This window comes from Micromonospora sagamiensis (assembly GCF_014680085.1).
Classification (GTDB): Bacteria; Actinomycetota; Actinomycetes; order Mycobacteriales; family Micromonosporaceae; genus Micromonospora; species Micromonospora inyonensis.
Genome location: NZ_AP023438.1, coordinates 916,941 through 936,318 on the forward strand (window position 1 = coordinate 916,941; position 19,378 = coordinate 936,318).

Consider the following 19,378-nt stretch of genomic DNA (forward strand, 5'->3'; position numbering starts at 1 on the left):
GGTCAGAACCCGAGCGCCTGGGCCCGGCGTTTGACCTCGCGGGCCAGGTCACCGCCGAGGGCCACGGCGGGGGTGCCCGGCAGGGTGTCGTCCGGCTCGTACAGCCAGCGCAGCGCGGCGTCGTCGTCGTAGCCGGCGTCGGCGAGCAGGTTGAGCACACCCGGCAGGTGCTTGAGCACGGTCTGGTTGGCGACCAGGTCGACGGGGATCTTCCGGATGCCGTCCCGGCGGACCGCGACCAGTTCCCGGTCGCGGATCATCTGGTGGACCTTGCTGATCGACACGTCGAGGCGTTCGGCGACGTCGGGCAGGTTCAGCCAGGCGTCGTCGGCGGCGGGACCGGGGCCCGGAACGGCCCGGTCGGCGGGTACGGATTCACTCACCCGATCACCCTGCCACGTCGTGCCGTCCACCGGCCAACGGGATCGCCCCGACGGGTGCACCGAGGTGACGATCCGGCAGCACTGTGGCATCCTGTTCTGCCGCCGCCTCCTGGAGACATAGACTGCCCCCCGATGGACACACAGGTCGCCGACACGTTGCTGGGCTCGCTGATCGAGGGGCGCTACCGCATTCGCGGTCGCGTGGCCCGAGGCGGCATGGCGACCGTGTACACCGCCACGGACGAACGTCTCGAGCGCACGGTCGCTGTCAAGATCATTCACCCCACCCAGGCGCCGGATCCCCGGTCCCCCCTGGCGGGCTTCGTCGAGCGGTTCACCGACGAGGCCAAGACCATCGCCCGGCTCACCCACCCCAACGTGGTCGCCGTGTACGACCAGGGCACCCACCAGGGCCTGCCCTACCTGGTGATGGAGTACGTCCGGGGCCGGACCCTGCGGGACGTGCTGGCCGAGCGTCGCCGGCTCAACCCGGACGAGGCGCTGGCCATCACCGAGCAGATGCTCGCCGCGATCGGCGCGGCACACCGGGCCGGTCTGGTGCACCGGGACGTGAAACCGGAGAACGTGCTGGTCGCCGAGGCCCCCACCGGCGGCGCGGCGAACCTGGTCGACAGCGTGGTGAAGGTGGCCGACTTCGGCCTGGCCCGCGCGGTCGAGGCGAGCGGGAGCGAGGAGCAGGGCAACCAGCTGATGGCGACCGTCGCGTACGTCGCGCCGGAGCTGGTCACCGACGGACACGCGGACCCGCGGACCGACGTCTACTCGGCGGGTGTCGTGCTGTTCGAGATGCTCACCGGTCGGGTGCCGTACGACGGTGACCGCCCGGTCGACGTCGCCTGGCAGCACGTGGACCGGGACGTACCAGCCCCGTCCACCCTGGTGCCGGGGCTACCGAAGGTGCTCGACGAACTGGTCACCCGGGCCACCCGCCGCGAGCCGGGAGCCCGTCCGACGGACGCCGGGGCGTTCCTGGCCGAGGTGCAGATGGCCCGGGAGGACCTCGGCAGCAACGCGCACACCGCCGTGCTGCGCCGGATCACCGACGACGTCGTCCCCGCCGTCGCCCAGCCCACCATGGCCGTCGCGCCGATCCGGCCCACCGAGCGTCCCGCCTGGGCCCGGCTGCCCGAGACGAAGACCGGCCGCCGGTCGCGGAACACCGGCGCGGCGGACCGACCGCACCGGCGGCGGGCCGCACCCCAGGGGGACAACCCGTGGGCCCGGCTGCGCCGACAGCTGGCGGCGGCCCCGCCGGGCCGGCTGCCGTTGATCGCCGCCGTGGTGGTGGTCGCACTGCTCCTCACCGGCGCCGGCTGGTGGTTCGGCTTCGGGCGGTACACGACCACTCCCGAGCTGGTCAGCCTGACCAAGGCCCAGGCGGAGTCGCAGGCGTCCCGCGCCGGGCTGTCCCTCACCTACGCCAAGCCGAGGTACGACGCGAAGGTGCCCCGCGACAGCGTCCTGGCGCAGGATCCGGCGTCGGCCGACCGCATCATCAGGGGCGGCACGATCACCCTGACCCTCTCCCTCGGGCCGGATCATCTCCCGGTGCCGGACGTGGTGGGCAAGGAGTACGAACTCGCCGAGGCGGACCTTCGCCACCTGGGTCTGGAGGTGGTCAAGGGCAAGGCCCAGTACGACGACAACCTGCCGGCCGGGGTGGTGCTGGACACCAACCCGAAGCCGGGCACCGAGGTGAACGTGGGCACCAAGGTCACCGTGGTGCTGAGCCGGGGACGCGCCCCGATCACCGTCCCGAACCTGGTCGGCAAGAGTGTCACCGACGCCCGCGGGGCGCTCCAGCAGCTCGGCCTGGTGCCGGTGGAGACCTACCGTGACTCGGACCGGCCGAAGGACGAGGTGATCGGCCAGTCGCCCGCGGACGGCTCCAGCGTGGAGAAGGGCGCCGAGGTCAAGCTGGAGGTCAGCAAGGGGCCGGCCCCGGTGGTCGTACCCCGGGTGGTGGACATGCCCTGCCCGCAGGGCAAGCAGGTGCTGGAGAGCCAGGGCTTCCCGGTGGTGGTGCAGTTCAACCCCAACGGCGTGGTCCGCTTCCAGAACCCGGGCGAGAACTCCCAGGTCGCCCCGGGCACCCCGGTCACCATCGGGTGCTTCTAGATGGCCTCCTGCGCCGACCGGCCCGTCGGGTCGCACACCCCCACCTCCGGGGGGCTGGCGAAGGCGGCCCTGCCGTACGCCGACGCCACCGGCTCCGAGGTGGTGCAGGTCTACGTCTCCAACTCGCGGGGCTGGGCGCTGCCACCCGGTGACCCGGTCCAGGACGCCCTCTTCCGCGACGGCTGCGCGGCCCGGGACATCCCGGTCTTCATCCACGCGTCGCTGCTGGTCAACCTCGGCTCCCCCACCCCGGCCACGGTGGCCCGTTCGATGGAGACCCTGGACCACGCGCTGCGGCGCGGCGGGGCGATCGGCGCGCGGGGGGTGGTGTTCCACGCCGGCAGTTCGGTGGACCCCGCCCACGACGCGGCCGCGATGCGGCAGGTACGCGAGTCCCTGCTGCCGCTGCTGGACGCCGCCGCGGCGGCCGGCGGGCCGATGCTGCTGGTCGAGCCGAGCGCCGGGGGCGGCCGGTCGCTGGCGTCGCGGGTGGAGCAGCTCGGGCCGTACCTGGACGCGGTGGACCGGCACCCCTGGCTCGGGGTCTGCTTCGACACCTGTCACGCCTGGGCGGCCGGGCACGACCTGGCTGCCGAGGGCGGAATGAGCGCGACCCTGGACACCCTGGTGGCGACCATCGGGACGGACCGGCTGCGGTTGGTGCACGCCAACGACTCGAAGGACCTCTGCGGCTCGACCCGGGACCGGCACGAGAACATCGGCAAGGGCACCATCGGCGAGCCGGCGTTCGCCGAGCTGATGGCCCATCCGGCCACCGCCGGCGTCCCGGTGGTCGTGGAGACCCCCACCGAGAAGCACGTCGGCCACGCCGCCGACATCGCCACCCTCCGCCGCCTGCGTCCCTGACCGTCCAGCCCTCTTCTCGCCCCCCGAGTTCTGACAGCTCAACTACACGACACGCCGGCCCCATTCCACCGCAGCCGGCCACGAGTCGTCCGTCGCGTGGCAGTTCACGACCCACCCGCTCGCACTGGGCAGGCCGGGGCCGGGCGGCGCGCCCCGGTCAGCGGGACAGGATCCGGGTCAGCACGGCGACCGCCCGGTCGATGCCGGCGTCGTCGACGTCCAGGTGGGTGACCAGACGGGCGGTACGCGGCCCGAGCACCGACACCAGCACCCCCTCGGCGCGGGCGGCGGCAGCCAGCGCGTGCGCGTCCAGCGACGCCTTGGTCAGGTCCAGCGGCACGATGTTGGTGCGGACCGTGGTGGCGAGCAGCCCGAACGGAGCGATTGCCTCGGCCAGTCGGGCGGCCTTCGCGTGGTCCTCCGCCAACCGGGACACGTGGTGGGCCAGCGCGTACCGCCCGGCGGCGGCGAGGACGCCGGCCTGCCGCATGCCGCCGCCCAGCCGCTTGCGGACGTAGCGGGCCCGCTCGATGTGCTCCGCGCTGCCGATGACCAGCGAGCCGACCGGCGCGCCGAGCCCCTTGGAGAGGCAGACCGACAGGGTGTCGAAGAGCGCGCCGTACTCCGCCAGGGGCACCCCCTCGGCCACGTGCGCGTGCCAGATCCGGGCGCCGTCGCAGTGCAGGGCCACCCCGGCGTCGTCGGCGATCCGACGCAGCGCGTGCAGGGTGGTCAGCGGGATCACCCCACCGCCGCCCCGGTTGTGGGTCTGCTCCACGGCGATCGCCCGGGTGGGCACCGCCCAGTAGCCGTCCGGGCGGACCATCGCGGCGACCACGTCCGGGGCGACGTCCCCACCGACCGCCGGCCAGGTCCGCGACGAGATACCGCCGTACGCCGCCGCCGCGCCGATCTCGTACGTGACCACGTGCGCGTCGGCGTCGCAGAGCAGCTCGTGGGCCGGGGGCACCACCAGTTGCAGGGCGATCTGGTTGGCCATCGACCCGGTGGGGGCGAGGAGCGCCGCCTCGTGCCCGAAGAGCGCGGCGACCTCGGCCTCCAGCGCGTTGACGGTCGGGTCCTCGCCGTAGACGTCGTCGCCGACCTCGGCGGTGGCCATCGCCTCCCGCATCCCGGCAGTGGGCCGGGTGACGGTGTCCGAACGCAGGTCGACGATCGTGTCCCCGCTCGCGCCCGTCGCCCGGTGCTCAGCCACGGTGCTCCCTTCGGCTACCGACTGCGGGGCTCGCAAGCTCACTCCTCACGTCAGCCACCGTGCCCCCTTCCGCTGCCGACTGCGGGGCTCGCAAGCTCACTCCTCACGTCAGCCACGGAGCATCTCCGCCACCAGGAAGGCCAACTCCAGCGACTGCTGGGTGTTCAGCCGAGGGTCGCAGGCGGTCTCGTACCGGCCGGGCAGGTCGAGGTCGGCGATGTTCTGCGCGCCGCCGAGGCACTCGGTGACGTCCTCACCGGTCAGCTCGACGTGCAGCCCACCGGGGTGGGTGCCCAGGTTGCGGTGCACCTCGAAGTAGCCGAGCACCTCGTCGACGATCCGGTCGAAGTGCCGGGTCTTGTAGCCGTTGGAGGACTCGTGCGTGTTGCCGTGCATCGGGTCGCACTGCCAGACCACCTTCGCCCCGGCGGCGGCGACCTTCGCGACGATCGGCGGCAGCGCGTCCCGGACCTTGTGGTTGCCCATCCGGCTGATCAGGGTGAGCCGGCCGGGGACGTTCTCCGGGTTGAGCTTCTCGCAGAGTTCGAGCGCCTCGTCGGGGCTGGTCGTGGGGCCGAGCTTCACGCCGATCGGGTTGGCGATCCGGGAGATGAAGTCGACGTGCGCGCCGTCGATCTGCCGGGTCCGCTCGCCGATCCAGAGGAAGTGCCCGGAGAGCCCGTAGGCCCGGCTGTCGGAGACCCGGGTCAGCGCCCGGTCGTACTCCAGGGCGAGGGCCTCGTGGGAGCAGTAGAGCGTGACGGTGCGCAGCGCCTCCTCGTCGGTCATGCCGCAGGCCCGGATGAAGGCCAGAGCCCGGTCGATCTCCCGGGCGATCGCCTCGTAGCGCTCGCCGGCCGGGGAGTTCCTGACGAAGCCCTTGTTCCAGTCGTGCACGGCGTGCAGGTCGGCCAGCCCGCCGGCCAGGTACGCCCGGAGCATGTTCATCGCCGCGGCGGAGTTCGCGTACGCCCGGATCATGCGCTGCGGGTCGGCGACCCGGGCCTCCGGCGTCGCCTCCAGCGAGTTGATCATGTCGCCGCGGTAGGCCGGGAGGCCACGCGCGTCGGTGGGCAGGGACCGGGGCTTGGTGTACTGCCCGGCGGCCCGGGCGACCTTGACCACCGGCAGGGACGCGCCGTAGGTCAGCACGATCGCCATCTGGAGCAGGGTGCGGGCGTTGGCGAGCAGGTGACTCTCGGTGTTGTCCGCGAAGGTCTCCGCGCAGTCGCCCCCCTGGAGCAGGAATGCCTGCCCCTCGCACACCAGCGCCAGCCGGTGACGCAACTGGTCGACCTCGTACGGGGCGACGACCGAGGGGACGGTGTCGAGCACCGTGCAGACCTCGGCCACTGCGGCCGGGTCGGGCCACGGCGGGGTCTGGGCGCGGGGAAGGCTCCGCCAGTGGTCCAGGCCGAGCGCGGCGTCCTCGGCGGAGTCCGCGGTCGGGCGGCTGGTCTGGAGTCCGGGGCCGCCGACGGCGGGATAGCTCAGCTGATGCCACTCATGGCGCATGCCCGAAAGCCTACGGCGACGACGGCGACCGGTCCCCGCCGAGGGGGCGGGTTCCGATGGTTGGGAGGCCACCGGACGACGCGTCCACCGGGTCGAGGTGGGGGCGTCGTCCGGTGGGACTCCGCCGGTCAGGGCGCCGCGGTCGGGGTGGGGGCCGGGGAGGCGCCCTCCGACGGGCTGCCCGGGGCGGACGGGTCGCCCGGGGCCTCCTCGGCGATGCACCAGTCGGCGCCACTGCGGGTCACCGTGAACAGCAGCGCGCGGGTAGTCGACCGTCCGCCGACCGAGACCGTCACGGAGGTGCTCACCTCCTGCCCACGCGATCCGGGCCGAACGTCGGTGACGGTCGCCTCCGGGACGGTGAAGTGCGCGGCGAAGTCGCCGTTCGGGCTGGTCGCAGCGGCGTCGAAGGCCGCGTGTGCGGTGGCGCAGAACTGGCTGCGCCCGGCGGCGACGTCCTTGGCGACCATCGCGTCGAGGTACGCCTGCACCCGCTCCCGGGACCGGGTGGCGGCCTCCTCGGCGGGGGCCCGGTCCGGCTCCTCGGCCGGCTCGTCGTCCCCGATCCCGCACCCAGGCAGGGCGAACGTCAGCGCGGCCAGCACAACCGCCAGGGACACGGTCCCCCGTTTCACCGCCATCGGAGCCCCCTCACACGTCACGTCGAGCCGACCGAGCCGCGAGTCTGTCACATCGACCCTTCTGCATGGGGACGTCACCACCGGCGCGGACGTCCGGCCACCTCCGACCGCCGTCGGCCGGAGCGTCTGATGGACCAACGACGCAGCGCCCCCACCGTCGCCGCCATAACCACCGTCGCCGCTATAACCGCCAAAGCCGCCGTAACCGCCATAGCCGCCACCGCCGCCGTCGCCCGTTCGCGGCCTGTTGCCCTCCTCGTGGTAGCAGGGGTCCCCTGTTACCGCTTTTTGTCGAGCAGGGGGCCCCTGCAGGCACCCGACGCGGCGGGCACCCGATATGGCAGGCACCCGACGCGGCGGGCGGACGACACGGCAGGCACCGACGCGGCGGGCGGGCGACACGGCGGGCAGGTGAACGGACGACGTCGGGGGTGGGGAGCGGACGGGCCGCTCCCCACCCCCGACGGGTGGTGCGATCGGGTCAGCCGAGGCCGCCCTTGATGGCGCCGACCAGTTCACCGTTGCTGGTGTCGCCGGAGAGTTCCCAGAAGAACGCGCCGCCGAGGCCCTGGTTCTTCGCGTACGTCATCTTGCCGCCGATGGTGGCCGGGGTGTCGTAGCTCCACCAGTTGCTGCCGCACTTGGCGTACGCCGTGCCGGCGATGGTGCTGGTCGCCGGGCAGCTGTTCTTGAGCACCTTGTAGTCCTCGATGCCCTGCTCGTAGGTGCCCGGGGCGGGACCGGTGGCGGTGCCGCCCGGGGTCGTCTGGGTGACGCCCGTCCAACCCCGGCCGTAGAAGCCGATGCCGAGCAGCAGCTTGTTCGACGGGATGCCCTTGCTCTTGAGCTTCTGGATCGCCGCGTCGGAGTTGAAGCCCTGCTGCGGGATGCCGGTGTACGAGTACAGCGGCGAGTGCGGGGCGGTCGGGCCCTGGGCGTTGAACGCGCCGAAGTAGTCGTAGGTCATCACCATGAACCAGTTGAGGTTCGACGCCGCGCCGGCGTAGTCGGTGGCGTCGATCTTGCCGCCGTTGCTGCCGTCGGCGGTGATCGCGCTGGTGACCAGTGCCGAGGAGCCGAACTTCGACCGCAGCGCGGAGATCACGTTCTTGTACGCGTTCGGGCCGCTGGCGTCGCAGGTGAGGCCGCAGGCGTTCGGGTACTCCCAGTCGATGTCGATGCCGTCGAAGACGTCCGCCCAGCGCGGGTCCTCGACCAGGTTGTAGCAGCTCTCGGCGAAGGCGGCCGGGTTCTGCGCGGCCTGGGTGAAGCCGCCGGACCAGGTCCACCCGCCGAAGGACCAGATCACCTTCAGGTGCGGGTACATCTTCTTCAGCTTGCGGAGCTGGTTGAAGCTGCCGCGCAGCGGCTGGTCCCAGGTGTCCGCCACACCGTCCACGCTGTCGGCCGCGGTGTACGCCTTCTCGTAGTCGGCGTAGCTGTCACCGATCGTGCACCGGCCCCCGGTGGTGTTGCCGAAGGCGTACATGATGTGCGTCATCTTGGCGGCCGAGCCGCTGGTGTGGATGTTCTTGACGTGGTAGTTCCGGGCGTAGACGCCCCACTGGGCGAAGTAGCCGACGACCTTCTTGTCCCCGGTCGGCGGCGGCGTGGTGGGGGGCGGGGTCGTCGGGGGCGGGGTGGTCGGCGGGGCCGTGGTGGGCGGAGTGGTGGTCGGGGGCGTGGTGCCACCACCGCAGGGCGCTCCGTTGACGGTGCAGTTCAGCGGGGCCCGGTACGCCCCGGTGCCGTTGTAGCCCCAGCTGAACGCGCCGCCCGGCGCGATGCCACCGGCCCAGCTCTTCTTGACCGCGACGTAGTGGTCGCCGCTGCGGGTGACGTCGGCGTCCCACGAGCTGCTGATGCTGGTGCCCGAGGGGAGGTCGAACTCGATGCGCCAGGTGCTGACCGGGGCGTCCGAACCGTTGGTGATGGTCACCCGCGTCTCGTGACCGGTGCCCCAGTCCTGCACCTTCGTGAAGGTGGTGGTCACGCTGCCGGCGCCGAAGGCCGAGGTCATCGGAACCGCGGCAACGGTCACGGCGACCACGGCGCTGGCCCAGAGGGCACGGCGGAGTGATCTTCTCATGCGGCGTCTCCCTAAACAGTTAGGAAACTTTCCAGAAGGTGGTTGAGACGCTACTCACGCCGTCATGAGTTCGTCAAGATGTACGTGTATCGATTTCCGTACCGGATCTCCGCCGGTCAGCGGGATGAACCCGGTCCGCGACCGGTCGTGGACGGGGCGTCGGGCCGCGGCCACCCGGTGTTCACCCTCCCGGTCGGCCCGGCGTCTGCCGGCGTACGGCTACGCGGCGGTAACCTCGCCGGCATGAGCGTCTTCGACATCGGGATCAACGCCCTCGCCGGCGGTCCGGCCAACCTCTCCGACCACCGGGGGCGCGCGCTCCTGGTGGTGAACGTGGCCTCCCAGTGCGGCCTCACACCGCAGTACGCCGGCCTGCAGAAGTTGTACGACGCCTACGCCGGGCGCGGGCTGGTGGTGCTCGGGGTGCCGTGCAACCAGTTCGCCGGGCAGGAGCCCGGCACGGCCGACGAGATCGGCGAGTTCTGCCGGATCTCCTACGGGGTGAGCTTCCCGTTGACCGAGAAGGTCGAGGTGAACGGGCCCGGCCGACACCCGCTGTACGCGCTGCTCACCCAGGCCACCGACGCCGACGGACACACCGGAGACGTCCGCTGGAACTTCGAGAAGTTCCTCGTCGCGCCGGACGGCACGGTGGCCGCGCGGTTCGCGCCCACGGTCGAGCCGGACGCCCCGGAGTTGCACGCGGCGATCCAGCGGGTCCTGCCGGCCACGACCTGAGCCGGGGCACCCGCCCCTACACCTCGCCTCGACCGGGTCGATGGCACGTCCGTCCACACTGCGGAGGCGACCACCGTCCCGCACATCGACGACCCGGGAGTGCCATGAAACCGACCAGCCGGCCCATCGGCTACTGGCTACGCCACCTGCACAACCTGATCGAGGCGCAGTTCGAGGCCGCCCTCGCCGAGGAGCGGCTCGGCCGGCGGCACTGGCAGACCCTGCACCTGCTGCACGAGGAGGCACGGACGCCCGCCCAGTTGACGGAGGCCCTGGCCCCGTTCGGCGCGGACGGCGGCGGCACCGTGGACGATCTGACCGCACGGGGCTGGGTGGCCCGGGGAGACGACGGCCGGCTCACCCTGACCACGGAGGGCCGGACCGCCCACACGCAGGTGGCCGCCCGGGTCGAGGCGGCCCGCGACCTGCTGATGCGCGGCCTCACCACCGAGCAGTACGTGGAGACGGTACGGGTGCTCGCGGTGATGGCCGACAACCTGGAGTCGGCCCGGTCGACGGCCGGCACGGAACACCGGTAGCCGCGTACAGACGCGACCGGGCCCGCCGCGTCGGTACGCGGCGGGCCCGGTGCGGTGAACGGTCCGGTCAGCCCGCGATGGAGCGGAAGACCGGGTAGTTGCCGCCCGACTGGCCGGCCGCCGTCGGGTGGTAGGAGACCCCGATGTCGAGGATGTTCAACGCGTGCAGCCACTTCTCGTTGTAGCTGCACAGCTGGTGGCCGACGAAGGCGCTGCGCACGTCGGCAAAGCGGAAGCCGTGCGCGCCGGCCCGGCTACGGATGATGTCGTCCACCAGGTTGATGCCCTCGTTGATCTTCGCCCGCGCGGTGTCGCTGAGCCCGACGCACGGGGTGTTCAGCTGGTAGAAGACCGGGTAGCCGACGACCACGACCCGGGCCGAGGGGGACCGCGTCTTGATGCCGTTGTAGACGTTGTCCAGCAGGCGGGGCAGGTCGTTGCGCGCCTTGACCATGGCGGCGTCCACCGCGGCCACGCACTGCGTCGTGCCGTAGAGCACGCAGGAGGTCATGATGTTGGCGAAGCCGACGTCGTTGCCGCCGACCTGGACGCTCACCAGGGTGGTGGTCGAGGTCAGTGCCGAGAGCTGGGTGTTGATGACGCTCGTGGTGGTGGCACCCGAGCAGGCGACCGAGCGGTAGGAGGCCGGCTTCACGTTGGTGGCGTACAGCGCGGGGTAGGCGTTGTTGCTGCGCTTACAGCTGCCACTCTCGGTCGTGTAGCTGCCGGCGCCGACGCCGGAGGCGTACGAGTCGCCGAGGGCGACGTAGCGGTCGGTGGCCGCCGCCTGGGCGGGAACGGCCGTCACGATGGTGGCGCCGAGAGCCGCTGTCAGGCTCAGGGCGAGGGTTACCAGGCGGGATTTCCGCACGTCGCACACTCCCGGGGGCTAGGAGAAAGATCAGCAAGAGATAGATATCACTTAATAGCCCCGCCCGGAAGACCAGATAGGGGTAGCCGTCGATATTTTTCAGATTCGGACCCCTAGTCGAAGATCGTCGTCAGGGTTCGCCACCCCGGTCCGGGGCGCCCCCACCCGGTGCGGATCGGCCAGCAGACGCGGCGGCCATCCCGTCGGCCAGTTCACCGACCCGGGCGAGTAGTTCCACCGGAGGCAACCCGAGGTCGAGAGAGTGGCGACGGCCCCCACATCGGAGGACCGACGATCGGGGCGAGCCGACCGAGCGCCGCATCGCCGAGCGGCACCAGGTGGCTATTGTGGTCTGTCCACATAGGTCCATTACCGGCGTCGGTCGCGCCACCACCCCGGCTTCGGCCGGCCACCAACCGGTTCGCCGTACGCGCCAGCCCGGGTGGCTCCACGTCGCCTGCCCCAGGAGAGAACAGAACGTGATCAACAAGTTCGGCGGAAGCTGCGGCGCGTGCCGCACGTGGGTCGAGGCCGGAGCCGGCCAGGCAATCAGGGTCGGTACCCGCTGGAGCACGTACCACCCCGGGTGCGCTCCGGTGCGGACCGCGCCGCCCCGGGGCACCCATACCGGCTGGCACGACCTGCCGCTGGTCGGCTTCGACCTGGAGGCGACCGTGCCCCAGCCGATGCGGACCCGGATCGTGTCGGCGGCCCTCACCTACGCCGACGGCACCCAGGACACCTGGCTCATCGATCCCGGCGTGCCGATCCCGCCGGACGCCACCGCCCTGCACGGCATCACCGACGACATGGTCCGGGCGAACGGCCGACCGGCCCACGAGGCGCTGGCCGAGATCGGCACCGCCGTGGCAAAGCTGGTCGCCGACACGACGCCGCTGGTCGCGTTCTGCGCCCCCTACGACGTGACGGCCCTGCACAGCGAACTCGCCCGGCACGGCCTGCCGTCGATCGCCTGGGACCGGGCCGTCATCGTCGACCCGTCCGTGCTGCACCGGGAGGTGGAACGGTACTGGTCCGGCGGACGGCAGCTCGGCGACCTCTGCCCCTACTACGAGGTCGAGCCGGGCACGGCCCACGAGGCGGCCAGTGACGCCCGGGCCGCCGTCGACCTGGCCCGGTCCATCGCCGCCCGGCACGAGCGGATCGCCCGGATGTCGCTGCCCGACCTCCACCGGGCCCAGATCCACTGGTACGCCGAACAGGGCCGTGACCTCCAGCGATACTTCGACCGCACCGGCCAGCACCGAACGGTGGGCCTCGACTGGCCACTGGAGACGCAGGACCGCGACCACTGACCCCCGCCCGCCTCTTCCCCGCGTCGATCGTGGACGGTTGCCGTCCCACCCTGAGCGGAAACTGTCCAAGATTCGCGTTCGAGCCGCTGGCGGACGCTCGGCCGGGCGGGTCGGGGCCGGCGTTCGTCGCAGGTGGGTCGCAGAGGTTGGTGTCGGCTATTGGCCGACGGGATGGCAGGCCGTTGGTAATCTTCCCCTCCCGGCACACGGCACACCTTTGGAGACGTTCGTGGCGACGTTCCACCAGCAGCACCAGACGGTCCAGTATCAGGTCAACGGCGAGACCGTCCACGTCAACGAGGGCAGTCGCCATCTGGTCGAGAAGATCGACGAGCTGATCGCGCAGGTCGGTCGGGCCGAGAATGCGGACGAGCTGGTGCCGGTGGTCGACTGTCTGGAGCAGGCGCGGGCAGCCTCGGCCGGCGGTGACCAGGGCCGGGCGGTCACGATGTTGCGGCGGGCGGCGGAGGTGGCCGCTCCGGTGGCCGCCGTCATGACCAGCATCACCGCCGTGGTGCAGGGCTTCCAGTGAGCGATCCGGACGGCTACGACCTGATCTTCGATCAGACCGGTCAACAGGTCGACCTGCAGTACAACGCCGAGGCGATCATGGTGGTCAACCACATCGCCGACGGCCGGAGCGGTAAGCGGTGTCCCCGCTGCAACGCCGCGCCGATGCGGCAGACCAGCATCGTCTGGGAGGAGAACACCCGGCGGGTCGACCGGGGGACCATGGTCCTCAACTACCTCGCGTTGCGGGTGGCGCCGCCCCGACGGCCGTACGAGCGGCACCACGGGTTTCCGTTCCGGTCGTACCTGCGCGGCTTCGGGCTCCTGCTGGCGGCGTTGCTGGTCTCGACCATCCTCGGCCAGGTGGGCGACATCATCGGCATCGTGGCGATCGCGGCGAGCGTGGGTCTGGCCATCTGGGCCGTCCGCAGCTACCTCCGGTTCCGGGCCGCACGCGAGGCCGACCGGCAACGGCTGGAGAAGAGCACCGCCCGGTACCGGCGGGACCGGGACCGTTGGCGGCACAGCTGGTTCTGCAGCGCCTGCGGGGCGAAGGCCGTGGAACGGAAGCCGAACCACCGTCCGCCGGCGGACTCCGGCACCGCGTCGACCAGTCAGCGGGGTGACGGGCACCCGCAGCGTCCGCCGAGGTCCAGGCGACGCAACCCACGTCCCTCGCGAGCGGACTGACGCCGACCGGGGTGGCCTGGCCAGAGCGGGCCACCCCGGTCGGCTCCGTGGTCAGGCGGCGGTGGCCATCTCCTTCTCGCGCGCCCCGCCCTTGCGCCGGCTCAGCAGGTGGTCCAGGGCCCAGCGGCCCGGGCCGAGGACCGCGATGAGCAGGAATCCCCAGCAGAACAGCACGGCGGGTTCGCCCCGGTTGTTCATCGGCAGCAGCCCCGTCGGCTGGTGCACCATGAAGTAGGCGTAGGCCATCGATCCGGAGGCGAGCACGGCGGCCGGTCGGGTGAAGAGCCCGATCAGGACGAGCGGGCCCGTGATGACCTGGATCAGCGAGCCGTACCAGTCCGGCCAGAGGCCGACCGGGATGGCCTCCCCGGTGCCCATGTAGCCCTCGAACATGCCGAAGACCGTAGACAGCCCGTGCGACGTGAACAGCAGTCCGATGACTATTCGGAACAGGTTGTACACCGGCTCGGTGAGACGGTTGGCAGCCACAAGCATCCCTTTCGTCGATACATACCCATAGGCGTTGCACTGACCGGTGCCGGCTCTCGTGGCACCTACGGACCTTTCCGCCTCCTCCGCCAGCGCCTCGGGTGACACCCGGCTGCGGCCCGGCACTGTCGAAAGAGTCGAATGTTGACTCAGCAAAAATCCGCTACATCCTTTATGCGCCATTGATGCTGTTAAGTCAATAGATGCCCGGCCAGTGGCGGGAGGTCCCGAACCGTAGGTGGGGCATGGCATTCCGCCACCGACCGGATCCTCCCGCACCGATGTCTACGATGGAGGGTGACGATCGGTTCACTGGCCGCACCCACGACTTCGGAAAAGGTTCGCCGCCGGCCAGCGGCCGACGCACGCGGCTCTCCGCCTCCGGGCAGCGGGTACCTGCCCGATCTGGGGACGGGCCGCCCCGACTTGTCGGATTGGGGGATTGTCGCCCCACGCGCAGGCACGGGCGAGAGTGGACATTCTCGACGCCAGCACCAACCCGGCCGGCAGCGCGCAATCCGGTGTCAGCCACAGTGGAGAGTCAGGCGGACACGGTGGACGGTCAGGGCCGGCGGGATCCGCGCCAGCCGGCTCCTGGGTCGAGCGGTGGTCAGGTGGCCTGCGCGGCCAGTTCCCGGGCCCGGTCGCGGGCCGCCTCGAGTGCGGCGAGCAGCGCCGCGCGTACGCCGTGCTTCTCCAGCTCACGCACGGCGGAGATGGTGGTGCCGGCCGGCGAGGTGACCGCCTCGCGGAGCTTCACCGGGTGTTCGCCGGAGTCGCGCAGCATCACCGCCGACCCGATGGCGGTCTGCACGATCAGTTCGTGGGCCACCTGGCGGGGCAGGCCGAGCAGGATGCCGGCGTCGATCATCGCCTCGACCAGCAGGTAGAAGTAGGCCGGGCCGGAGCCGGAGAGGGCGGTCACCGCGTCCTGCTGCGACTCGGGCACCCGGATCGTCGCCCCCAGCGGCTTGAACATCTCCTCGGCCAGGGCGAGGTGTTCCCCGGTGGCGTGCGCGCCGGCCGAGATGGCGGTCATCGCCTGGTCGACCAGGGCCGGGGTGTTCGTCATGACCCGGACGACCGGGGTGCCGGCGGGCAACCGCCGGCTGAAGAAGCCGGTGGGCAGGCCGGCGCAGAGCGAGATGACGAGCTTCCCGTCGGGGACCCGGGGGCCGATCTCGTCGAGCAGCACCCCCGCGTCCTGCGGCTTGACCGAGATCGCGAGCACCTCGGCGTCCCGCACCGCGGTCAGGTTGTCGACCACGCGGACGCCGTACCGGGTGGCGATCTCCTCGGCGCGTTCCGGGCGACGCGCGGTGGCCAGCAGCCGGTCGGCCGGCCAGCCCGAGCGCAGCAGCCCGGAGAGCATCAGCTCGCCGATCTTGCCCGCGCCGATCACAGCGACCGTGTGCACCCCAGTCGACATCCCGCCGTACCCCTTTCGTGTCGCCCACGCCGACCCCGCGCCGTCGGTTTCGGCGGCCCGGGGCGCGCGGGGCGGCGGACGCCGGAACGCCCGCCGCCCACCCGGTCAGCTGCCGAAGAAGACCTCGGCCTCGGCGTACCGCTCCAGCGGCACGGTCTTCAGCTCGCGGGTGGCCTCGGCGAGCGGGACCCGGACGATGTCGGTGCTGCGCATCGCGACCATCTTGCCCCAGTCGCCCTCGTGCACGGCGTCGATCGCCTGGAGGCCGAGCCGGGTGGCGAGCACCCGGTCGAAGGCGGTCGGCGTCCCGCCGCGCTGGATGTGGCCGAGCACGACGGTGCGGGCCTCCTTGCCGGTCTTCGCCTCGAGCTGCTCGGCGAGCCACTGGCCGATGCCACCCAGCCGGACGTGACCGAAGGCGTCCAGCTCCTGGTTGTGCAGGACCATCTGGCCGTCGAGCGGCTGCGCGCCCTCGGCGACGACGACGATCGGGGCGTACTGGTGCTGGAAACGCTTCTCGACGTAACCGGCGACCTGCTCCACGTCGAACTGCCGCTCCGGCAGGAGGATCACGTTCGCACCACCGGCGAGGCCGGCGTGCAGGGCGATCCAGCCGGCGTGCCGCCCCATCACCTCGACGACCAGCGTCCGGTGGTGGCTCTCGGCGGTGGTGTGCAGCCGGTCGATCGCCTCCATGGCGATGTTGACGGCCGTGTCGAAGCCGAAGGTGTAGTCGGTGGCGCCGAGGTCGTTGTCGATGGTCTTCGGCACGCCGACGACCTTGACGTCCAGCTCGTGCAGCTTGGTGGCGACGCCGAGGGTGTCCTCGCCGCCGATCGCGATCAGGGCGTCGACGCCCTGCGCGGCGAGGTTCTCCTTGATCCGCTCGACGCCGTTCTCGATCTTGAACGGGTTGGTGCGGGACGAGCCGAGGATGGTGCCGCCCCGGGGCAGGATGCCGCGGACCTCCGCGATGCCCAGCGGGCGGGACAGGCCCTCCAGCGGGCCCTTCCAGCCGTCCCGGAAGCCCACGAACTCGTGGCCGTACGTGGCGACGCCCTTGCGGACCACCGCCCGGATCACCGCATTGAGACCGGGGCAGTCGCCACCGCCGGTGAGCACGCCGATACGCATGATCTGCTCATCCTCCTGGAGCTTCGGTTAGCCCAACAAAGCCCCAGGATATGGGTCAGATCCGACCATCGGCGCCGTTGCCGGCCCGGGGCGGGCCGTCAGAGCGCACTGTAGTCGCCGCGGTCCTGCGCCGACAGCGCGCCCCGGAAGGTGTCCACCTGCTGCCCCCGGCTGTTCACGGCTCAGTAACTGACCGTGCGGTTGCCGCCGGGCCGGGGCGCCCGGCCGGTCACCGCCGCCCGGGCCGCACCGAGCAGGTTGACCACCGTGCTGCTCGGCGAGTCCCAGTACTCGGCCGAACTGGCGTGCACCTTGATCAGCGTCAGTCCGGGCGTGTCCGGGCCGTCCGGGAACCACACCCGCAGCGCCGGGTGCCAGAGCCGCTCGACGTCGGCCCGGTCGCTCTCCTCCCGGGCGGTGCCGGAGACGGAGAGCCAGGTCTGTCCCCGCTGGTCGCCGAAGGCCGCGTTGACCTCCGGATTGACCCGGATCTGCCGGACCTTGGCCGAGTCCGCCCGGGTGAGGAACCACAGGTCACCGTCGAACTCCGTCTCCTGCAGCACCATCGGACGACTGACCTGCCGGCCGTCGACGGCGATCGTGGTGAGCATGCAGACGCGTGCGGCGCGGACCAGTTCGGTGATCCGCTGCCGGGCCTCGGCGTCCGTCGTCGGCTCAGAACCCATGGCGACACTCCCTCGCGTCGGTTCCGCGCGGACCGGGGTGCTCCGCCCCGCGCCGGCTCGACGAACCGGTGCCCGGGACGGAACCGCCCAAACCTGGTACGACCGACCCGACGCCGGGACGGTCGGCGATGCTCCGCCCGACACGTGACGACCGCGTCACCGCTGGTCACCGGGGCGCGCCGGTCGCCGGTGCGGTCGACTCAGTCGCCGGTCATCGCCCGCCACCGGGCGAGGTTGTGCCGGGCGTCGACCAGCGCGTCGTGCCGGGCCGCCTCGGCCGCCGGCAGCGACGGACGACCCCGGTCGTCCCAGAGCTGACGGAGCTCCTTGGTGAACCGGGGGATCTCCCGGGGCAGGGTGATCATCGAGCCCCAGAGCTGGGCGAGCGCCACGTGGTCGTACGCGGCGTACCACGCCCAGAGTTCGATCTGCTCGTCCGGCCGGCCACGGACCGGTTCGACCAGGAAGTCGAGCAGGTCCGCCCGGATGCGCTCCCGGGACCGCCACGCCCGGTCGGCGGGCGAGGGCAGCTTGTCGAGCACGTTGCGACGCACCCAGGGCACCGCGCGGGTGTCGTCGAACTCGGTGGAGACCGCGTAGAACTCGCGGCCGAACTCGTCGACGACGCCGATCGACACGAGGTCGATGGTGCGGCCGTCCTCGATGAACTCACAGTCGTAGAAATAGCGGTAGACCATCCCGGTCATCCTCGCGTACCCCGGTGGCGGCCCGACCGGCGGGGGCGGCGTCCACCCCCCGGTCCACCGCGCCCCCGTGCGGTCGCCGCCCGACGCCGGACCGGCCCCCTCACCATGCCATCCGCCGCAGCTCAGGATTGTCACGGAAGTGATTTCAGGGGTGTACAGCAAGCGACATGGACGTCATGATCTGATGTGTACCGCTACCGGACGCCGAACCGGTGTCAGTTCACCTCCACCCGGGGGCTGTCAGGTTCACCCGGCTGCGAGTTGTGGTCCTTGACCGGGGAGGGGTTGGGCCGTGGAAATGCGCCTGCCGGAGCCGGGTGACGCGCTCACGGGAGTCGAGATGTTCGCCGGCCTGGAGCCGGAGGTCCGTCAGCGGGTGATCGCGGCGGCGGTACCGCGCACCTACCGCAAGGGGCAGCTGCTCTTCGTGGAGAACGACCCCGGCGAGTCTTTGATCGTGCTCCGCCGGGGCGCGGTCGCGGTGTTCCGAACCGCCCCGACCGGGGAGCGGGCCGTGCTGTCGGTGATCCGACCACCGGACGTGCTCGGCGAGGTGTCCCTGCTCGACGCCTCGACCCGCTCGGCGTCCGCCGAGGCGATCGAGGACTGCAGCGCCCTGGCGCTGTCCCGACCGGCCTTCATGGAGCTGGTGCACTCCAACCCGCGCATCCTGGACGCGGTGATGCGCTCACTGGGTGCCCTGATCCGCCGGCTGACCGAGCAGAACGCCGATCACGTCTTCCTCGACCTGCCCGGCCGGGTGGCCAAGACGCTGGTCCGGCTGGCCGGCGAGAGCCAGGCTCCGATGATCACGATCGAGCTGAACCAGTCCCAGCTGGCGGAGATGGCCGGCGGCTCCCGGCAGAGCGTCAACCAGGCGATCGGCTCGTTCGCCAGTCGGGGTTGGCTGCGGACCGAGGGCCGCCGGATCGTGGTGACCGACGTGGCGGCGCTCCGCCGCCGGGCGGGCATGGCCGACCGCTGACCGGCCCCGTACGGTCCCGGGCGTGGCCCCCGCGCGGTCCCGGGACGGTCGCCCCCGTACGGTCCCGGGCGGCGGTTGCCGCCGGGCCACCGGGGGCGGACACGACGGTGTCCCGCGCACCGGGTGGCACGCGGGACACCGGACGCGGTGCGTCGGTCAGGGCTTCGTGCTGGTCGGCCCGACCCAGTCGGTGGTGTCACCGCCGCCCGACTTCGGGACCTCGGTGACGACACCGGCGGCCTGGAGTTCGGCCAGGGTCGCGGCGTCCACGTCGACGGTCTCCCCCGCGGCGTGGTTCACGCCGTCGCCGTCGGTCCACTCGGTGTTCAGCCGGACGTACACCATGGAATTCTCCCCCTGTGTGTTCGAATCTGGGCTGACTGAATGTAGCCGTTCCTCGCGACAAAGACACTGTCCGTAAGCCAACAGGCGGG

General features: G+C 71.7%; 20 protein-coding genes. 8 read left to right on the forward strand and 12 right to left on the reverse strand.

Annotation, left to right across the window (positions count from 1 at the left end):
* Nucleotides 1-2: 2 nt before the first annotated feature.
* Complete coding sequence (locus IGA62_RS03635; RefSeq protein ID WP_145816248.1) at nucleotides 3-383, reverse strand: Rv2175c family DNA-binding protein; 381 nt, start codon at nucleotides 381-383, stop codon at nucleotides 3-5.
* 132 nt (nucleotides 384-515) lie between these two features.
* On the opposite strand from IGA62_RS03635, the gene pknB reads away from it, so the two are divergent.
* The gene (gene pknB, locus IGA62_RS03640; protein WP_145816247.1) at nucleotides 516-2,522 is read left to right on the forward strand and encodes a Stk1 family PASTA domain-containing Ser/Thr kinase; all 2,007 of its coding nucleotides are present in this window, start codon (nucleotides 516-518) and stop codon (nucleotides 2,520-2,522) included.
* Entirely contained in the window at nucleotides 2,523-3,389 is an 867-nt protein-coding gene (locus tag IGA62_RS03645) for a deoxyribonuclease IV (protein ID WP_145816246.1), read from the forward strand.
* Between the two features lie 157 nt (nucleotides 3,390-3,546).
* Here IGA62_RS03645 and IGA62_RS03650 read toward each other — a convergent pair whose 3' ends face one another.
* From IGA62_RS03650 to IGA62_RS03665, 4 genes are all read right to left on the reverse strand, one after another.
* The gene (locus IGA62_RS03650; protein WP_145821821.1) at nucleotides 3,547-4,566 is read right to left on the reverse strand and encodes a threonine aldolase family protein; all 1,020 of its coding nucleotides are present in this window, start codon (nucleotides 4,564-4,566) and stop codon (nucleotides 3,547-3,549) included.
* Between the two features lie 147 nt (nucleotides 4,567-4,713).
* Nucleotides 4,714-6,120 carry a class II 3-deoxy-7-phosphoheptulonate synthase gene (locus tag IGA62_RS03655; protein WP_091459825.1) on the reverse strand — a complete coding sequence of 469 codons (1,407 nt, stop codon included), beginning with the start codon at nucleotides 6,118-6,120 and terminating at the stop codon, nucleotides 4,714-4,716.
* Between the two features lie 128 nt (nucleotides 6,121-6,248).
* Nucleotides 6,249-6,761 (reverse strand): outer membrane protein assembly factor BamD, encoded by a 513-nt coding sequence (locus tag IGA62_RS03660; RefSeq protein WP_145816245.1) that lies wholly within the window; start codon nucleotides 6,759-6,761, stop codon nucleotides 6,249-6,251.
* 481 nt (nucleotides 6,762-7,242) lie between these two features.
* Nucleotides 7,243-8,850, reverse strand: a complete 1,608-nt coding sequence (locus IGA62_RS03665; RefSeq protein ID WP_190289252.1) for a glycosyl hydrolase family 18 protein — start codon at nucleotides 8,848-8,850, stop codon at nucleotides 7,243-7,245.
* Nucleotides 8,851-9,093: 243 nt separating this feature from the next.
* Here IGA62_RS03665 and IGA62_RS03670 point away from each other — a divergent pair, with 243 nt between their 5' ends.
* Together IGA62_RS03670 and IGA62_RS03675 are read left to right on the forward strand one after the other, a co-directional pair.
* Nucleotides 9,094-9,588 carry a glutathione peroxidase gene (locus IGA62_RS03670; RefSeq protein ID WP_145816244.1) on the forward strand — a complete coding sequence of 165 codons (495 nt, stop codon included), beginning with the start codon at nucleotides 9,094-9,096 and terminating at the stop codon, nucleotides 9,586-9,588.
* A gap of 104 nt (nucleotides 9,589-9,692) precedes the next feature.
* Nucleotides 9,693-10,127 carry a MarR family winged helix-turn-helix transcriptional regulator gene (locus IGA62_RS03675; protein ID WP_145816243.1) on the forward strand — a complete coding sequence of 145 codons (435 nt, stop codon included), beginning with the start codon at nucleotides 9,693-9,695 and terminating at the stop codon, nucleotides 10,125-10,127.
* 67 nt (nucleotides 10,128-10,194) lie between these two features.
* On the opposite strand, the gene IGA62_RS03680 is transcribed toward IGA62_RS03675, so the two are convergent.
* Complete coding sequence (locus IGA62_RS03680) at nucleotides 10,195-10,998, reverse strand: SGNH/GDSL hydrolase family protein (protein WP_145816242.1); 804 nt, start codon at nucleotides 10,996-10,998, stop codon at nucleotides 10,195-10,197.
* A gap of 596 nt (nucleotides 10,999-11,594) precedes the next feature.
* Here IGA62_RS03680 and IGA62_RS03685 point away from each other — a divergent pair.
* The 3 genes from IGA62_RS03685 (at nucleotide 11,595) to IGA62_RS03695 (ending at nucleotide 13,514) form a co-directional block, all read left to right on the forward strand.
* Complete coding sequence (locus IGA62_RS03685) at nucleotides 11,595-12,314, forward strand: exonuclease domain-containing protein (RefSeq protein ID WP_186499754.1); 720 nt, start codon at nucleotides 11,595-11,597, stop codon at nucleotides 12,312-12,314.
* Nucleotides 12,315-12,543: 229 nt separating this feature from the next.
* Nucleotides 12,544-12,846 (forward strand): hypothetical protein, encoded by a 303-nt coding sequence (locus tag IGA62_RS03690; protein ID WP_145816240.1) that lies wholly within the window; start codon nucleotides 12,544-12,546, stop codon nucleotides 12,844-12,846.
* A complete protein-coding gene (locus tag IGA62_RS03695; protein WP_145816239.1) occupies nucleotides 12,843-13,514 on the forward strand; it encodes a hypothetical protein in 672 nt (223 codons plus the stop codon). The genes IGA62_RS03690 and IGA62_RS03695 overlap by 4 nt, the downstream gene beginning before the upstream one ends.
* Nucleotides 13,515-13,565: 51 nt before the next feature.
* On the opposite strand, the gene IGA62_RS03700 is transcribed toward IGA62_RS03695, so the two are convergent.
* From IGA62_RS03700 to IGA62_RS03720, 5 genes are all read right to left on the reverse strand, one after another.
* Nucleotides 13,566-14,003, reverse strand: a complete 438-nt coding sequence (locus IGA62_RS03700; RefSeq protein ID WP_145816238.1) for a DoxX family protein — start codon at nucleotides 14,001-14,003, stop codon at nucleotides 13,566-13,568.
* 610 nt (nucleotides 14,004-14,613) lie between these two features.
* Entirely contained in the window at nucleotides 14,614-15,432 is an 819-nt protein-coding gene (proC, locus tag IGA62_RS03705) for a pyrroline-5-carboxylate reductase (RefSeq protein ID WP_145816237.1), read from the reverse strand.
* A 105-nt stretch (nucleotides 15,433-15,537) separates the two neighbouring features.
* Entirely contained in the window at nucleotides 15,538-16,566 is a 1,029-nt protein-coding gene (locus IGA62_RS03710; protein ID WP_145816236.1) for a 6-phosphofructokinase, read from the reverse strand.
* 182 nt (nucleotides 16,567-16,748) lie between these two features.
* Nucleotides 16,749-17,252: a pyridoxamine 5'-phosphate oxidase family protein gene (locus IGA62_RS03715; protein ID WP_145816235.1), complete on the reverse strand. Its 504-nt coding sequence runs from the start codon at nucleotides 17,250-17,252 to the stop codon at nucleotides 16,749-16,751.
* Nucleotides 17,253-17,452: 200 nt separating this feature from the next.
* Nucleotides 17,453-17,950 carry a polyadenylate-specific 3'-exoribonuclease AS gene (locus IGA62_RS03720; RefSeq protein ID WP_091459797.1) on the reverse strand — a complete coding sequence of 166 codons (498 nt, stop codon included), beginning with the start codon at nucleotides 17,948-17,950 and terminating at the stop codon, nucleotides 17,453-17,455.
* Nucleotides 17,951-18,251: 301 nt separating this feature from the next.
* Here IGA62_RS03720 and IGA62_RS03725 point away from each other — a divergent pair, with 301 nt between their 5' ends.
* Nucleotides 18,252-18,944: a Crp/Fnr family transcriptional regulator gene (locus IGA62_RS03725; RefSeq protein ID WP_091459794.1), complete on the forward strand. Its 693-nt coding sequence runs from the start codon at nucleotides 18,252-18,254 to the stop codon at nucleotides 18,942-18,944.
* Nucleotides 18,945-19,100: 156 nt separating this feature from the next.
* Here IGA62_RS03725 and IGA62_RS03730 read toward each other — a convergent pair whose 3' ends face one another.
* Nucleotides 19,101-19,289 (reverse strand): hypothetical protein, encoded by a 189-nt coding sequence (locus IGA62_RS03730; protein ID WP_145816234.1) that lies wholly within the window; start codon nucleotides 19,287-19,289, stop codon nucleotides 19,101-19,103.
* Nucleotides 19,290-19,378 lie beyond the last annotated feature (89 nt).

Coding starts and splice junctions, on each gene's coding strand:
- pknB (WP_145816247.1), top strand. CDS start 516: ATGGACACACAGGTCGCCGACACGTTGCTGGGCTCGCTGATCGAGGGG.
- IGA62_RS03645 (WP_145816246.1), top strand. CDS start 2,523: ATGGCCTCCTGCGCCGACCGGCCCGTCGGGTCGCACACCCCCACCTCC.
- IGA62_RS03655 (WP_091459825.1), bottom strand. CDS start 6,120: ATGCGCCATGAGTGGCATCAGCTGAGCTATCCCGCCGTCGGCGGCCCC.
- IGA62_RS03660 (WP_145816245.1), bottom strand. CDS start 6,761: ATGGCGGTGAAACGGGGGACCGTGTCCCTGGCGGTTGTGCTGGCCGCG.
- IGA62_RS03665 (WP_190289252.1), bottom strand. CDS start 8,850: ATGAGAAGATCACTCCGCCGTGCCCTCTGGGCCAGCGCCGTGGTCGCC.
- IGA62_RS03670 (WP_145816244.1), top strand. CDS start 9,094: ATGAGCGTCTTCGACATCGGGATCAACGCCCTCGCCGGCGGTCCGGCC.
- IGA62_RS03675 (WP_145816243.1), top strand. CDS start 9,693: ATGAAACCGACCAGCCGGCCCATCGGCTACTGGCTACGCCACCTGCAC.
- proC (WP_145816237.1), bottom strand. CDS start 15,432: ATGTCGACTGGGGTGCACACGGTCGCTGTGATCGGCGCGGGCAAGATC.
- IGA62_RS03710 (WP_145816236.1), bottom strand. CDS start 16,566: ATGCGTATCGGCGTGCTCACCGGCGGTGGCGACTGCCCCGGTCTCAAT.
- IGA62_RS03715 (WP_145816235.1), bottom strand. CDS start 17,252: ATGGGTTCTGAGCCGACGACGGACGCCGAGGCCCGGCAGCGGATCACC.
- IGA62_RS03720 (WP_091459797.1), bottom strand. CDS start 17,950: ATGGTCTACCGCTATTTCTACGACTGTGAGTTCATCGAGGACGGCCGC.
- IGA62_RS03730 (WP_145816234.1), bottom strand. CDS start 19,289: ATGGTGTACGTCCGGCTGAACACCGAGTGGACCGACGGCGACGGCGTG.